Genomic DNA, 15,594 nt, shown 5'->3' with positions numbered 1-15,594 from the left:
CGTATCCGTGCGTACGAGAACGGGGCCCGCACCCAAGACAGGGTGCGGGCCCCGCTGTCACCGCCCCTCGCCCGTGCCCCCTCGCCCCTCGCATTTCGCCCCTCAGTCCTGCCGCGCGATCCACTCGCCGCCGCCCGGCGGATAGTCGTAGCCGGGTCGTCCGGCGTCGGCGCTCGTACGGAACGGGATGCCGGCGTTGTCGATGTGCACCGTCCCCCGGCGGCCCCCGCTGGACCACTCCAGGCTGAGGTCCCAGCGGACGTCGTGCGCCTTGGTGCGCGCGGTGATGTAGAAGACCTCCGGGTCGGCCTCGCTGACCTTGTACGGGAAGTCGCGCCGGCCGTTCCTCACCTCGACCGTGGGGCTGCCGTCGTCGAGGTCGAGGTCGAAGGACTTGGTGTCGACGCCGCCCCCGCAACCGACCCCCATGGCGTAGTCGTTCCAGGCGAGCGGAGCGCCCTTGGCGACGACCCGTATGTGCAGTGCCTCCAGGACCACCGTCTCCCGCCCCGCGCCCTGAACGGTCAGGGCGACCCGCTGCTCCCCCGAGGACACCGCGCCGTAGGCGGCGGCCCAGCGCGGTGCGTCCTGTTCGGTCGCGGGCGGGCCGACGTGCGCGGGTGCGCTGTCGACGAGGAAGTGCTGGCTGCACGGGCTGTCGTAGACGTACGGGCGGGCGGCGACGTTCAGCGGAAGGGCGGAGCTGCCGCCGGTGTTCCCGGCCCCGCCCCGCTCGCCGTCGCCGCCCTTCGAGGAGCCCGGCCCGTCACCGCCCGGTCCGGGGGCGGCGGAGGCGGACGGGCCGCGGCTCTCACCGCCCGGGGAGCTCGGCGAACCCGGGGAGCTCGGGGAACTCGGGGAACTCGGGGCAGGCGTGGCGGAATCCGCCGCTGACGGCCCCCGTCCTTCCGTATCCGCCGTGCCGGTGATCGCGGGGGAGGCGTCCGCAACGGTTCTCCCGGTGTCACCGGCGCCCTTCCCGCCCCCGCCGAACGGGCCGTGAACGGTGAGCGCCACGACCCCCAGCAGGGCCGCCGCCGCTGCGGAGGCGATCAGTGCTCTACGGCTGCGCCATGGCGTCGCGGGCTTGGACGGTACGCCGGCCGATACGCCGCTCGGCACCCCGCCCGGTACGCCGATGCCGACCGGCTCGTCGGTGGCCTCCACCGGCTCGGTGGCCTTCACCCGCTCGGTGGCCTTCACCCGCTCGTCGGTGGCCTCCTGTGTCGTGGTCGGATCAGCCCCGTCGCTCGATCCGGCCGTCGCCGCCGTAGCTGTCGCCGTAGCCGTCGCCGCAGGCGTGGCCGCCGCCGCAGGCGTGGCCGTCGCCGCCGTGGCCCGGTCCGGCCTGCCCGCGCGGGCCGCGTCCGCCAGGATCCAGCGCCGGTGCAGCTCCACCAGCTCCTGCGGCGTCGCCCGGCACGCTCTCGCGAAGCGCTCCACCGGTGCGTACTCGTTGGGCACCGCTGTGCCGTTGCAGTAGCGGTGCAGCGTCGACGTGCTCAGGTGCAGCCGCTTGGCCAGGGCCCCGTAACTCAGCCCCGAGCGGACCTTCAGCTCCAGCAGCAGCGCCGCGAACTCGTCCGTCGCTTCGGCCCCTTGTGCCTCGGACAACCTGTTCCACCATCCCCCATGTCCCATTCAGGCGTTCCAGGGACACCACATCTTGCCTGGTCAGAGCCTATGTCGGTGTTCCAGTGTCCCCAACTCCCCGCTGTCTGTGGCGGCTGGGACGAATCACCCCACAGGCTCGAGTCATCCAAGCACCACCCCCACCCGAACGCCGAAGGGGCGCAACCACATGTCCAGTATCCGGAACTCCCGTACCCGCCTGGTGACCACCGCCGTGGGCGTCGCACTCGCCGCCCTCTCCCTGACCGCGTGCGACGAGGGAACGGGCACGAGGGACGAGGGCGCGGCGGCCGGTTCCTCCGCGAGCGCCTCGCCGTCCACGGCTGCTCCCGGCCCGTCCGAGTCCGGTTCGGCTTCCGGTTCCGGTTCCGGTTCCGGTTCCGCCGGCAGTGGCTCCTCCGGAGAGCCGACCGCCACCGGCACCTCGAAGCCGCCGACCGCACAGGCCCCCACCTCGACGGCTTCCGGCGCGAAGGCTCCCGCCCCCTCCGGGAAGGCGGTCACCTGTGAGGGCTCCAACACCAAGACCGTCGCAGCTCCGCTGACCCGCCCGATCAACCACATGCTCCTCACCGTCACCAACACCGGCAGCACGATCTGCCACCTCTACGGCTACCCGGCCGTGCGCTTCGGCGAGGCCCAGTCGGTGCCTCCGGTGATCGAGGACTCCCGCCCGCAGGCCGTGGTCACGCTCAAGCCGGGCGAGTCCGGCTTCGCCTCCGTGAACCTGTCCGCCGCGGACGGCAGCGGTGCCCACGGCCGTACGGAGAAGTCCCTGACCGTCTACTTCCAGGGCCGCTCCGGAACGGAGAGCGTCGGCTCGGGCGCCCGCCCCTCGCTGCCCGGCAAGGGCGTCCACATCGACGACTCGCTCAAGGTCACGTACTGGCAGCAGTCGATGGGCGACGCCATCTCCTCGTGATCCCGCCTCCGTACACGGTCGGCTCGGCATCAGCCGGCCCACGGTGCGGTTCCACGTCGAGGCACCCGCCTGACGGTCACAACGTCACGGCATCACAACGCCACGGCGTCACGGCATCACGACGTCACGACGTCACGGACAGACGACGTGGGCCGGGTACGCGTACGGGGTATCGCCCCGTACCCGTACCCGGCCGTCGAGCACCACGTAACGCCGTCACCGCGTCAGTACGCCGTCACCGCGTCACCTCATGAAGAGGTATGAGCAATTACGGAACGAGCCTGAGCAGCTTGTTCGGGGAGCCGGCCCCGACGCCGGTCAGGACGTTGTTGGTCGCGCCGTTCACGATGGCCGTGCCCACGGCGGCCGGGGAGGCGCCGGGGTGGTTCGTCAGGTAGACCGCGGCCGCGCCGGCGACGTGCGGCGCGGCGAAGGACGTGCCGTCGCCCGTGTAGGTGGCGGTGTCCGAGGTGGCCCAGCCGGCCGTGATGGCGGAGCCCGGCGCGAAGAGGTCCACCAGGGGCCCGTAGTTCGAGTAGCTGGCCCGCGCGTCCGTACGGGTCGAGGCCCCTACGGTGAGCGCGGTCTCGACGCGGGCGGGCGAGTAGTTGGAGGCGGGGGCGTTGGAATTGCCGGCCGCGATCGAGTACGTCACACCGGCGGCGATCGACCGGCGTACCGCGCTGTCCAGGGTGGTGCTGGCCCCGCCGCCGAGCGAGACGTTGGCGACGGAGGAGGACGTGCGGTTGGCGGTGATCCAGTCGACGCCCGCGATGACCCCGGCGGTGGTGCCGGAACCGCTGTTGTTGAGGACCCGCACGGCGACGATCTTCGCCTTCTTCGCGACGCCGTACCGGGTTCCGGCGGCGGTCGTGGCGACGTGCGTGCCGTGGCCGTTGCCGTCCTGGGCGGTGGCGTCGTTGTCGACGAAGTCCCAGCCGTACGAGGCCCGGCCCGCGATGTCCTGGTGGGTGATGCGTACGCCGGTGTCGAGCACGAAGACGGTGGTGTTGCCGCCGGCGGAGTCCGGGTAGGTGAACGTGCCGTTCAGCGGCAGGTTCGCCTGGTCGATCCGGTCGAGGCCCCAGGGCGCGTTGGTCTGGGTGGCGGTGGAGTGGACCTCCTGGTCCTGCTCGACCGAGGCGACCGCCGGGTCGGCGGCGAGCCGCTTGGCCCCGGCGCTGCTCAGCTTGGCGGCGTATCCGTTGAGCGCCGACGTGTAGGTGCGCTTGATCTGGCCGCCGTAGCCCGCTATCAACTTCTTGCCCTGGGTCGCGGACGCGCTGAACCCGGCCGTCTCCTTCAGCGTCACGATGTAGCTCCCGGGAACCGCCTCGGCCGCTCCCGCGTGCAGGACTCTGCCCTCGGGGGCCGGGGCGGGGGCCGCCTGTGCCGGTAAGGCCGCTCCTGCTCCGACCGCGAGCGCCAAGATCGTCGCCGCGGCGATCGCTCCGGCGATCCGCCGCTTGGTGGTGCGCACTGCTGCCATGAAGAACTCTCCTTGAAAGGTGGCGCGTTGGGGGGAACTCACGCGCCGGAGGGGAAGGCGCACGGGGGTTCGAACGCCTCACCCGACGATGGCGCGGCGCGTTCGGGCGGGACAAGGACGCCCGAGGGAATGTCATGCCCGCGCCACAGAGTTAACCGTGCGTCAACTCCCCTTACACACACGGCAATACGACCGTCGCGCACCGTGCATGAACCGCTCCCCCGGCATCCGCCACCCCTCGGCCACGCAGCGCCTCAGCCACTTGCCCGCTCGTCCGCTTGCCTGCTTGCCCGCTTGCCCGCTTGCCCGCTTGCCCGCTCGTCCACTCGTCCGCTCGTCCGCTCGTCCGCTCGTCCGCTGATTCCGCTCAGCCGCTCCCCCGCTCCCCCGCTCTCGCTACGATCTCCAACTCCCGAGCATTCTCCCGAGCATTGGAGTACCGCCATGAGCGAACGCCCCGTCCACACCGTGGAAGTGCCCCTGGGCGACGGCACGGGCACCGGCTCCGGCTCCGGCTCCGGCGACGAGACCATCCGGATCCAGATCCGCGAGGTGGACGAGGCGCTCGTCCGTGTGGGGCGGGGCGGCCGCACCGTGGCACGGGCCGAGCGGACGCTCGGGCAGATGCTGGACACCGTACGTCCGGTGGCGGAGAGCTTCGTGGGCCGGTTCTCCGGCATGGCCCAGGCCCCGGACGAGATCACCCTCGAATTCGGGGTGTCCCTGTCCGCCGAGGCGGACGTCGTCATCGCCAGCACCGCGACGGCGGCCAACTTCTCCGTCACCCTGACCTGGAACAGGCGCGACGAGCCGGATGCCGCCGCGGATACTGTGGGACAGCCGCGCAGTTGATACGGGTGGGGGCCCAGTGACACACGCACCGCAGACCGGGCCCGGAGACGACCGGCGGGCGACCCCGGAGCGCACGGCCGGTCGCCCCGACCCCGCGTACGACCCCGAGACGGCCCTCTCCTCCGCCGTCGTCCGCGTGAAGGGCCAGGACGGGGTCGTCGCCGGTGCGGGCTTCCTGGTCGCCGACGATCTCGTCCTCACCTGCGCCCATGTGGTCTCCGACGCCCTCGACCGGCCCCGGGACGAGGCGGTGGAGCCCGGGGCCGAGGTCGCCGTCGACCTGCCGCTGGCCGGGGACGCCCAGGGCGCGTACGACGGCGGCGACCGTACGGCCGAAGTGCGGCGCTGGATACCCGTACGCCCCGACCGCACCGGTGACATGGCCCTCCTGCGGCTCCCCGAACCGATCCCCGGCGCCCGGCCGCTGCCCCTGGCCGACCCCCCGCAGGGCGTCTGGCGGCACGCCGCCCGGGCCGTGGGGTTCACCGACGACCACCCCGGGGGCATCTGGCACAGCGGTACGTTCCGGGGGCCGACCCGGGAGGGATGGGTCCAGCTCTCGCGGGGCGACGGCGAGAGCGTGTACGTCAAGCGGGGATTCAGCGGCAGCCCCGTCTGGAACGACGAACTGGGCGCGGTCGTGGGCCTGATGGTGGCCGCCGAGCCCGTACGCGAGGCCCAGCAGGCGTTCGCCCTGCGGACCCGGACCCTGCTGGACGCGCTGCCCGAACTGATCCCGCTGGTCACTCCGGACAACCCGTTCCGCGGGCTCGCCACCTTCAAGGAGTCCGACGCCGACGTCTTCTTCGGGCGGGACGACGACATCGGGCGGGTGGTCGCCTCCCTGGGGGGCGAGGGGCCGGCCATCCTGTACGGGCCCTCCGGCTGCGGCAAGTCCTCGCTGGCGCTCGCGGGGGTGGCGCCGCGGATGCGGGAGGCGGGGTACGCGGTCGTGGTCGTCAACGCCGGGGACGTCGGGTCCCTGCGCCACGCACTCGCCGTCAAGCTGTACGAACTGCACGTGCTGGAGAGGTCACAGGGCGCGGAGAGGTCGAAAGGCGCGAAGAGGCCGAAGAGCGCGGCGCAGCCGGGGGAGTTGGGCGTCCCCAATCCGGTCGGCAGCCCGGAGGAACTGAGCGCCCCCGCCCCGGCCGGCAGCCCGGAAGAACTGGACGCCCCCGCCCCGGTCGGCAGCCCGGAGGAAGTGGGCACCCTGCTGCGGACGGACCGGCTCGCCGATGTCCTCCACCGCGTCCTGGGGAGCACGGGCCACCGCGTTCTCGTCCTGCTCGACCAGGCCGAGGCCCTGCTGGACCGGACCGAGGCCGAGGTGGCGGAGGCCGCCGACCTGCTCTTCCGGAAGGGACAGCCGAAGGGCGTCCGCGTCCTGCTCACCCTCCGCGCCGACTTCGTGGACGTGGCGCTCAACCACCCGGTGATCGGGGAGGCGTTGACGAGCGGGACGAACGTGCCGCTCGCCCCCATGTCGGAAAGGCAGCTCGCGAAGGTGATCCGCGAGCCGGTCAGGCCCCTGCCGGCCGTGGCGTACGACCCCGGTCTGGAGGAGCGCATCCTGAAGGACGCCGGGGACGCGCCCGGCATCCTGCCCCTGCTCGGCTTCGTCCTCTCCCAGCTCTGGGAGAGGCAGGCCGGGGGGCGGCTGCGCCGGTCGACGTACGAGGAGATCGGCGGGGTCGCCGGCGCCCTGGAACGCCACGCGGAACAGGCGTGGCAGGAGTGCGTGCGTCCGGAGGACGAGCCCGACGCGCTGCGGCTGCTCACCGGGCTCGTCCGGGTGCTGCCGGGCAGTGAGGCCCCGCTGCGCCGGATGATCACCCGCAAGGAGGCGGGTGAGGAGCGGTGGCGGATCGCCTGCGCCCTGGCCGAGCGGCGACTGCTGGTGCTGCACGGGAGGGTGGGCGAACCGGAGACGGCCGAGCTCGCCCATGAAGCCCTCACCAGCGCCTGGCCGACGCTCGCCCGCCAAGTGCACATCGACAGCGCCCTGTTGGCGGCCCGTGCGGAGCTGCACCACGACCTCGACCGCTGGGAGGCGGCGGCGCGCTCCCCGGACCTGCTGCCCGGCCCGATCCATCTGGCGTCACTGACACGTCGGTTACGTGCGCGGGAGGCTGAACTCTCCTCCGAGGAACGCGCGTTCATCGACCTCGCCACCGGACGACAACGTCGCCGCCGGACCCGGGTGCGGGTCGCCTGGGGCGCCGCCGCGCTCGTCCTCGCGCTCATCGCCGGGCTCGGCACCTTCCTCGTCCAGCAGTCGCGGGTCAGCGCGGAGCGGGAGGCGGACGGGCGCTCGCGCTCGCTGGCGATCCTCTCGGACGAGCTGGCGCAGCGGGACCCGGGCGCAGCCGCCCTGGTCGCGATGGCGGCCCATGACCTCGCCCCCACCCAGGAGGCCGACAACGCGCTGCTGCGCCGCTACGACCACTTCGTACAGGACCGGTGGGCCCTGACCTCGGGCGAGGGACGGGTGAGCCAGGTGGCGGCGAGCACGGACGGGCGGGTGGTCCTCATGACGACCCGGCTCGGGGGTTCGGGGAACTCCAAGGGGGGCGTGGTGCTCTTCGTCCGGGGCGCGGGCGAGCGCACCGTGCGCGCCCGGCTCCCCCTCGCCGAAGGGGCCTTCCTGCCGCTGGTCAGCCGGGACGGCCGCAGGATCGCCTACCTGTCGACGAAGGCCGGCGGCACCTTGTTCTGGCACGACGTGGACCGCGCGGGTACGGACGAGTCGGCGGTGCTGGGCCCCGGACGCAGCATCCGCGGCGCGGAGTTCGGGGAGCAGGTGACCGGGCTCTCCGACCGCCTGGGCGTCGCGGACTTCTCCCCTGACGGGGGTGAGGTGGTCACGGCGGCCGAGGGGCGCGTGAGGATTCGAGAGCTGGCGGGGGAGCGGTCGGTGGAGCTCCCCGGCCGGACGCCGGGCGTCGGCGCGGTGATGTTCGGGCCGAACGGAGACACGCTCGTGGCTCAGCTGCGGCCCGACGCCGAGCAGAAGAAGACGGACAGGTCCTCCCTGGTCGCGATCGACATCCCGACCGGGAGGACGCGGGAACTGGCGGACGGCGTCAACAGGTCGTCGACACCCCGTCTCGCCCTGTCGGGCGACGGCGAAGTGCTGGCCGTCTGCCGGGCGGGCCCGCTCGGTGGCCACGCGGAGTACGAAGCCGTCCGGGTCGCGGACGGACGGACGCTGACCCGGCACCGGTTCGAGGAGCCCATCAGCAGGTGCGAGGGCATCGCGATCGACGGGACCGGGGAGCACTTCGCGGTGCGCAAGCGGCAGACCTCATGGGTCCTGGTCGGGACGCGCCCCGGCAGCGGGGCCCAGGAGATCGAGGGGCCCAGCGAGCCGATCGAGGACGACGACGACCTGTCCCTCGTGGGCGACCCGGCGAACCCCGTTCTGATCATCCGGGACGAAACGTCAGTGCTCGGGCGGCCCCTGGTCACGGACCCGGTCGTCGCGGACGGCCCTCCGGCACTGCTCGGCGGCACGGCCTGGGGCGAGAAGGGGGACATGCTGGTCCGGATGGGCGACGAGGCCGACACTCTGGGCATCGTCCGCATGGAGGCGGACGGGTCGACGACCGTCCAGAAGACGGTGAAGCGCCCTCCGAGGGAGAGCCCGTCGCTGTACGTCAACATCGCGCCCGACATAGAGGTGGACCGGGCGGGAACGCTGGCGGCCGATCTCATCAGCTGGAACAAGGTGCGGATCTGGGAGCTCCCCTCCCTGCGGACCGTCACCGACATCACCGTCAGCATGCCTCCTCCCGCCGGCGGCGGCCGCCATGCGCCGAAGCAGGGCGTGGGGCTGTATTTCGGCCCCGGTGACGAGCTGCTGACCGTCTCCGGATCCGTCGTCGAGCACTGGAACGCCCGGGACGGCCGGCGCCTGTCGAAGCCGCTCGACGTCCGCAACGAGGGGATCGCGCCGACGCCTCCCCCGGGCTTCACCGCCTCCTTCCACCCGGAGCCGGGACACGTGCAGCTCTCGATGCACGGCGAGAAGTTCCTCCGCGCCTTCTCCCTGCGCACGGGCCGGGAGAACACAGCACTGCGCATCGAGCTGGGGCCGGAGACGGACTTCGCCGTTCTCGACCGGACCGGGAACTTCGCCACCGTGCAGACCAAGGGAGCCATGATGGAACTGTGGTCGGGCGGGCGGACGGGGAAGCCCCCGCGGCGGGTGCTCGGCCCGATGGGGCCCCTGAACCTGTGGGAGTACCGGCAGGGCTTCCGGAGCGACGGCTCGGTGTACTTCCTGGCCAACGGGAACTCCGTACGGTTCCAGGACGCGGCGAACCCCGAGGACCGCGGCACGTCCTACGTGTTCGGGGAGGAGCAGAAGTTCCTGGCGGTCTCCCGCGACGGCGGGACCCTGCTCCGCACCGTCGACGAGAACACCATGGGCATCCTGCACCTCGACCCGGCGCTCTGGAAGAAGGAGTTGTGCGCCATCCTCGGCCGCGACCTCTCCGAGAACGAACGCCGGGGCCTGCCCGCCTGGCTGCCGGACCGGGTCTGCCCGCCGGGCGGCCGCTGAGGACAGACCCTAGGGTTCTTCGCTTCCCGGGGACCGTTGTTCCGTACGGGCCCGGCGGGCCGCCTCCTCCGGGTCCAGCCGGGCGCCGTTCGCGTACGCCTCCGAGAACGCGTCCTCCCCCAGGACGGCCCGCGCCGACGCGGTGATCCGGTCGACGTCGGCGCGTTCGGCGGGCGGCAGCGGGGCTCCGGCCCGGCGGCGGGCGGCGTCCGCCGCGCCCAGCAGGAGCGCCGCGCGGGTGGCTGCGGGCCCGTGGCCGGTCAGGGCTGCCGCGCCGGCGAGGCCCTCCAGGGAGAGGGCCAGCGCGCGGGGCTCGGCGAGGGCCCGGGCGATCTCCAGGCTCTCCAGGTGGTGGGCGGCCGCCCCGCGCGCGTCGCCGCGCAGCTCGGCGACGAACCCGAGCTCCGCGCGGAGCAGGTGGTCGCCCGCCTGGGAGGAGACGTCGGCGTAGCCGTCCCGGATGTGCAGCAGGTGCGCCTTCGCCCCGTCGAGGTCGCCGGAGCGGCGCGCACCGAGGGCGAGGCCCATCTCGGAGTGGATCTCACCGTATTTGTAGCCCTGTTCGGCGGCGATCTTGCGGGCCTGCTCGTGCAGATCGCGGGCGCGGTCCCAGTCGCGGGCGAGCAGGGCGAGCCGGCCGAGTCCGGAGAGCCGCGCGGACACCTCCGCCTCCAGCCCCAACTCCCGCGCCATCCGCAGCCCTTCGTGTTGGCGTCGCTCCGCGTCCGCGTATTCCCCCTTGATCTCCGCGAGCGCGGCGAGCGGGGACACCGTCTGCAACTCGCCCCACTGGTCTCCCAGTTTCCGGAAGAGCGCGGCACTGCGCGACCCGTCCCGGCCGAGCCCGTCGAGGTCGCCGCGGACGAGCGCGAGCGTGGCGCGCAGGCCGAGGGCGGCGGCGGCGCCCCACTGGTCGTCCGCGGCGGTGAAGAGGGCGAGCGCACGGGTGTTCAGCTCGTCGCCCTCGTCCGCGTCACCCGCGCTGAACAGGCCGTACGCACAGAGCCACAGCGCACGGGCACGGCGTACGGGGTCGGGGACGGCCTCGGCGGAGGCGAGGGCGGAAGCGGAAGCCATGGCGGAAGCCGAGGCAGTGGCGGAAGCGGCGGCAGTGGCAGTGGCAGTAGCAGTAGCAGTAGCGGCGCGATCCCCGGTGAGCAGCGCGAACGCGTCGTGCAGGAGAGCGAGTTCAGGCGGTCCGCCTGTCGCCGCCAGCACCGCGCCCAGGCTGCGGCGGGCCTCCGTGAGGCGGCCGCGCAGCAGCCACCACCAGGCCAGGGCGGTGGCCAGCCGGACCGCCTCCTCCGGCTCGCCCGCCCCCGCGCGGGCCACCGCCGCGTCCAGTGCCGTGCGGAGGTTGCCCGCCTCGGCGTCCAGCCGGGCCAGCCAGGACCGCTGTCCGGCCCCGCGCAACCGCGGCTCGGCGTGTTCGGCCAGGTCCCGGTAGTGGAGGAGATGGCGGTCCCGTACGGCGGTGAGGTCCTCCATCTCGTGGAGCCGCTCGGTCGCGTACGCGGCGACGGACTCCAGCAGCCGGTAGCGAGGACCGGTGGGCCCGGCCACCACGACCACCAGGGACCGGTCGACCAGCCGGGTGACGAGGTCCAGCACCTCGTCCCGGGCGACGCCGTCCCCCGCGCAGACGGCCTCGGCGGCGGCCAGGTCGCAGCCGTCGCTGTGCGCGGCGAGGCGGCGCAGGACGATGCGTTCGGGCGCGCTCAGCAGCTCCCAGCTCCAGTCGATCACCGCCCGCAGCGTCTGCTGGCGGGCCGGAGCGCCGCGCTGCCCGAACGTCAGCACCCGGAAGCGATCGTTGAGCCGCGCCGCCAACTCCCGTACACCCAACGCCCGTACGCGGGTGGCGGCGAGCTCCAACGCGAGCGGGATGCCGTCGAGGCGGCGGCAGATCTCCGCGACGGCCCGGCGTTCGGGCTCCTCGGGCGCGCCCGGGTCGCGCGGGAAGCCGGGGGTCGCGGCGGCGGCCCGCTCCATGAACATCCGGACCGCGTCGGCGGGCGGCAGCGGCTCGACCAGGAACACCGCCTCGCCCGCCAGGCCCAGCGGCTCCTGCCCGGTGGCCAGGACCCGCAGACCGGGGGCGGTGCGCAGGAGGAGGCCGGTGAGTTCGGCGGCGGCGTCGACGACCTGCTCGCAGTTGTCCAGGACCAGCAGGGTGCGGCGGTCGCGCAGGGCTGCGGCGAGGCGGTGCGGCAGGGAGGGGGCGCCCGACCCTGCGGCGGGCAGCGAGCCGGGGGCGTCGTCGCGGATGCCGAGGGTGGCGGCGACGACCTGGGCGAGGTCGGCGGGGGTGCCGGCGCGCATGCCGGCGAACTCCACGAGCCAGGCGCCGTCCGCCAGTTCGCCCGCCTGTGCCCGGTCCCGCTCGGCGGTGGCCGCCGCCACGGCCAGCCGGGTCTTGCCCACACCGCCCGGCCCGGTGAGGGTCACCAGCCGTGCGTCGGAAAGGAGTTGGGAGAGCTCGGCGAGCGCCTGGCGGCGACCCACGAGGGGGGTGAGGGGGACGGGGAGGTTGGAGTGGGGCGGCGGGGTGTCGGCGGGCGCGGTGGATACGGCTCGGGTGGGCGCTGCGCCCCGGGCCGGTGCGTGTTCCGGGGCCGCGCCCTCTGTCGTCGTGCGGTCCACCGCCCCGGCGAACCCGCCCGCCGAAGCCACGTCCCCCGTCGTCGCACGGCCCGCCGCCCCGGCGAACCCGCCGCCCGAAGCCGCGCCCCCCGTCGTCGCACGGTCCGCCGCCCCCGCAGACCCGCCGCCCGAAGCCCCGTACCCCGTCGTCGTGCGGTCCGCGGCCCCGGTGAACCCGCCGCCCGAAGCCACATCCCCCGTCGTCGCACGGTCCACCGCCCCCGCAGACCCGCCCGCCGAAGCCCCGTACCCCGTCGTCGTGCGGTCCGCGGCCCCGGCGAACCCGCCCCCCGAAGCCACGCCCCCCGTCGCCGCACGGCCCACCGCCCCCGCGAACCTGCCGCCCGAAGCCCCGTACCCGTACGTCCCCGCGCTCAGGCCCGGCTCCTGTCGCAGCACCGCCCCGTGCAGGGCGGCCAGTTCGGGGCTCGGGTCGACCCCCAGCTCCTCCGCGAGGCGGGCGCGCAGGTCCTCGTACGACGTCAGCGCCTCGCTCTGGCGTCCCGCCGCGTACAGGGCCCTCATCTGCGCGGCGCGCAGCCGCTCCCGCAGCGGGTGGAGCGCGACCAGGCCGGCCAGCTCCCCGGCGAGGAGCGCGTGGTCCCCCGCCTCCAGGCGCGCCTCCGCCTGCTCCTCCAGCACGGACAGCCGCTGCTCCGCGAGGCGCTGCGCGGCCTCCCGTACGAAGGGGCCGTCCGCGAAGTCCGCGTACGCCGGTCCCCGCCACAGCTCCAGGGCCCGGGTGAGCAGCGCGGCCCGCGCGCGGGGGTCCTGGAGAGGGCGGGCCTCGGTCACCAGGGCCCTGAACCGTGCGGCGTCCACCTCGTCCGGGCCGCCGTCGAGCCGCAGCCGGTAGCCCGGCGGCTGCCGGAGCACCCGGTCCCGGCCCAGGACCCGGCGCAGCTGCGAGACTTTGGCCTGGAGAGCGCCCGAGGGCTTGCCCGGGGGCTCGTCGCCCCACAGGTCCTGGATGAGGCGGTCGGCGGAGACCGGAGCCCCGTCGTTCGCGAGCAGGTCCGCCAGCAGGGCCCGGACCTTGGCCTCGGGGACGGTCACTTCCCGTCCCTCGCCGTCCCACACCACCAGTGGCCCGAGCACCCCAAAGCGCATAGCCGCCACCGTACAGGTGCCGGAGCCGGTCCCCCGGCCCCCACCTGCACCGGACCGCCCCCCGCACCCACACCGGCCCGGCCCGGTCCCCGTCAGCCGGCCCGAAGGTTTTCCGAAGGTTCCCCGAAGCGCCGGCGCGCAGAGTCGTCCTCGCGGGAGGCCGGCGTGACGCACCGGCGAAGAAACCGGACATCGAGCACCATCCATCGGTCACCGGGCCTCCCCGGAGGGAGCGGCAGCCATGACCAAATACGCGCAGCGGCAGGCCCTGGTCGTCGGTGAGGTCACCGGCATCGGCCTGGCCATCGCCAAACGTCTCGTGGAGGGCGGCGCGAGCGTCCTGCTGACCGCCCACGCCGGCCAGGAGCACGCCCGCGCGGTCGCGGAACTGGGTTCCGCCGCCCGCGTCGTCGCACCGTTCGACGTCGGGACCGCGCTCACGCCGCGGGGCCCCGCCGGATTCGGCGGGGCCGGCGTCGACCTCCTCTTCGCCGACGCGGTCCCGACCGTGCGGCCCCTGCTGCCGCACCTCAAGGACGGCGGCGCGATCGTGCTCACCGCGCCCGCCCCGTGCCCGGACGCCGTGCGGGCGCTCGCCGCCGAACTCGCCGCCCGGGGCATCCGCGTCAACGCCGTGGCCCCGGGCTGTATCGAGGCGCCGGACGTCGGCGACGTACCGCCGTCCTCGCCTCCACCGTCCCCGTCGTCCCCGTCGCCCCCTGGGCCTCCGCCGCCTCCGCTTCCTCCACTGGGGCGTCTCGGCGCAGCCGAGGAGGTGGCCCGCGCCGCGCTCTTCCTGGCCACGGAGGCGACGTTCACCACCGGCGCCCGGCTGCCCGTCGACGGCGGCCTCGGTCCCCCCGCCGACGCCCACGCCCACGCCCACTCTGCCACCGCCTCCTCCCCCGCCCCCTCCCTTCCGGAAGACCTGGAGCACACCCCATGAGCAGCGCACCCGACACGGCGCCCGCAGCCGCTGCGGCACCGGCCCCGAAGAGCGGGGGCGAGGAGCAGCGGAAACTCCCCCTCCTCGCCCTGCTCGCCCTCGCCACCGCCGTCTTCATCACCAGCCTCACCGAGACGCTGCCCGCGGGTCTGCTGCCCGCGATGAGCGAGGACCTGCGGGTCAGCCAGTCCGCGACCGGCCAGACCGTCACGGTGTACGCGATCGGCACCGCCCTCACCGCCATCCCGCTCACCGCCGCCACCGCCGGCTGGCGGCGCAAGAAACTGCTGCTCACGGCGATGGGCGGGTTCGCCCTCGCCAACACCGTGACGGCCCTGTCGTCCGTCTACGAGCTGACGATGGCGGCGCGGTTCGTCGCCGGTGTCGCGGCCGGTCTCGCCTGGGCCCTGCTCGCCGGGTACGCGCGGCGCATGGCTCCCGTACACCTCCAGGGCAAGGCGATGGCCATCGCCATGGCGGGCATCCCCGTCGCGCTCTCCCTCGGCGTGCCCGCCGGCACCTTCCTCGGCGACTGGCTCGGCTGGCGCGTGGCGTTCCTGTCGATGACGGCGCTCACGGTGGTGCTCCTGGGGTGGATCTTCGCGGCCGTGCCGGACTTCCCCGGGCAGGGGCGCGGCGAGCGGCCGAAGATGCTGGGGACGCTGCGCATCCCGGGCGTGACCCCGGTCCTCTTCGTCACGCTGGTCTTCGTCCTGGCGCACACCATCCTGTACGCGTACATCGCCACGTACCTCGAAGACCTCGGCCTGGGCGGCTCGACCGGCCTGATCCTCCTCGTCTTCGGGGCCGCCTCGCTGGCGAGCATCTGGATCGTCGGCTCCCAGATCAACCGCCGGCTGCGCGGCCTCACCGTGGGCGGCGCGCTGCTGGTCGCCGTCGCGTCGCTGCTGCTGGCCGTCCTGTCCGACACCACCGCCCTCGTCTACGTCGCGGCCGTGCTGTGGGGCCTGGGCTGGGGCGGCGTGCCCACCCTGCTCCAGACCGCCGCCGGGGACGCGGGCGGCGAGTCCGCCGACGCGGCACAGGCGATGCTGGTCACCCTTTGGAACGTCGCGATGGCGGGCGGCGGCATCGTCGGCGGCATCCTGCTCGACGTGATCGGCAGCGAGTCCTTCCCCTGGGCCGTCCTGCTGCTCCTGCTGCCGGTGATCGCGGTCGTCCTGTACGCCCGTCAGGCCGGATTCCCCGCCCGGCGGCCGGTGGCCCCGGCCACCACCCCGGCTCCGGCCGCGGGGGCTGGCCCGGACGCCTGACGCGTACGACACCGCCCCGGGCGTCCCGGACCGGCGTCGCCACGGCACGGGCCCTGCCACCACGGAATGAACACCATGAACACCATGAACACCATGAACACCTCGTGAAGCAGGGCCGATCGACCTGGGCAGCGGCCTGCCCGCCCAGGCACGCTCGGA

8 protein-coding genes are annotated in these 15,594 nt (G+C 74.2%); 5 read left to right on the top strand and 3 right to left on the bottom strand.

The genetic code is table 11. The features are described 5' to 3' along the window. Window positions 1-102: 102 nt before the first annotated feature. Entirely contained in the window at window positions 103-1,614 is a 1,512-nt protein-coding gene (locus tag ACLJPL_RS05275; RefSeq protein ID WP_411079510.1) for a helix-turn-helix domain-containing protein, read from the bottom strand. A 187-nt stretch (window positions 1,615-1,801) separates the two neighbouring features. On the opposite strand from ACLJPL_RS05275, the gene ACLJPL_RS05270 reads away from it, so the two are divergent. Then, window positions 1,802-2,554, top strand: a complete 753-nt coding sequence (locus ACLJPL_RS05270) for a DUF4232 domain-containing protein (protein ID WP_411079509.1) — start codon at window positions 1,802-1,804, stop codon at window positions 2,552-2,554. 268 nt (window positions 2,555-2,822) lie between these two features. Here the strand turns inward: ACLJPL_RS05270 and ACLJPL_RS05265 are convergent, their stop codons facing one another. Next, complete coding sequence (locus ACLJPL_RS05265; RefSeq protein WP_411079508.1) at window positions 2,823-4,043, bottom strand: S8 family peptidase; 1,221 nt, start codon at window positions 4,041-4,043, stop codon at window positions 2,823-2,825. 444 nt (window positions 4,044-4,487) lie between these two features. Here ACLJPL_RS05265 and ACLJPL_RS05260 point away from each other — a divergent pair, with 444 nt between their 5' ends. Both ACLJPL_RS05260 and ACLJPL_RS05255 read left to right on the top strand, forming a co-directional pair. Beyond that, on the top strand, window positions 4,488-4,895 hold the full coding sequence (locus tag ACLJPL_RS05260) for a CU044_2847 family protein (protein WP_411079507.1): 408 nt from the start codon (window positions 4,488-4,490) through the stop codon (window positions 4,893-4,895). Between the two features lie 16 nt (window positions 4,896-4,911). Further along, window positions 4,912-9,462 (top strand): trypsin-like peptidase domain-containing protein, encoded by a 4,551-nt coding sequence (locus tag ACLJPL_RS05255; protein WP_411079506.1) that lies wholly within the window; start codon window positions 4,912-4,914, stop codon window positions 9,460-9,462. Between the two features lie 9 nt (window positions 9,463-9,471). On the opposite strand, the gene ACLJPL_RS05250 is transcribed toward ACLJPL_RS05255, so the two are convergent. Then, window positions 9,472-13,215 carry an AfsR/SARP family transcriptional regulator gene (locus ACLJPL_RS05250; protein WP_411079505.1) on the bottom strand — a complete coding sequence of 1,248 codons (3,744 nt, stop codon included), beginning with the start codon at window positions 13,213-13,215 and terminating at the stop codon, window positions 9,472-9,474. A 241-nt stretch (window positions 13,216-13,456) separates the two neighbouring features. Here ACLJPL_RS05250 and ACLJPL_RS05245 point away from each other — a divergent pair, with 241 nt between their 5' ends. Both ACLJPL_RS05245 and ACLJPL_RS05240 read left to right on the top strand, forming a co-directional pair. Further along, a complete protein-coding gene (locus tag ACLJPL_RS05245) occupies window positions 13,457-14,161 on the top strand; it encodes an SDR family oxidoreductase (RefSeq protein WP_411079504.1) in 705 nt (234 codons plus the stop codon). Next, entirely contained in the window at window positions 14,158-15,435 is a 1,278-nt protein-coding gene (locus ACLJPL_RS05240; RefSeq protein ID WP_411079503.1) for an MFS transporter, read from the top strand. Before ACLJPL_RS05245 ends, ACLJPL_RS05240 begins: the two co-directional genes overlap by 4 nt. Window positions 15,436-15,594 lie beyond the last annotated feature (159 nt).

Source organism: Streptomyces sp. cmx-18-6, from assembly GCF_046548915.1.
In the GTDB taxonomy this organism is placed as follows: domain Bacteria; phylum Actinomycetota; class Actinomycetes; order Streptomycetales; family Streptomycetaceae; genus Streptomyces.
This window is presented reverse-complemented; position numbering and strand designations above follow the sequence as displayed.

Bases quoted from the DNA above. Each gene is read 5' to 3' on its own strand.
- ACLJPL_RS05270 (WP_411079509.1), top strand. From the start codon at position 1,802: ATGTCCAGTATCCGGAACTCCCGTACCCGCCTGGTGACCACCGCCGTG.
- ACLJPL_RS05265 (WP_411079508.1), bottom strand. From the start codon at position 4,043: ATGGCAGCAGTGCGCACCACCAAGCGGCGGATCGCCGGAGCGATCGCC.
- ACLJPL_RS05260 (WP_411079507.1), top strand. From the start codon at position 4,488: ATGAGCGAACGCCCCGTCCACACCGTGGAAGTGCCCCTGGGCGACGGC.
- ACLJPL_RS05250 (WP_411079505.1), bottom strand. From the start codon at position 13,215: ATGCGCTTTGGGGTGCTCGGGCCACTGGTGGTGTGGGACGGCGAGGGA.
- ACLJPL_RS05245 (WP_411079504.1), top strand. From the start codon at position 13,457: ATGACCAAATACGCGCAGCGGCAGGCCCTGGTCGTCGGTGAGGTCACC.
- ACLJPL_RS05240 (WP_411079503.1), top strand. From the start codon at position 14,158: ATGAGCAGCGCACCCGACACGGCGCCCGCAGCCGCTGCGGCACCGGCC.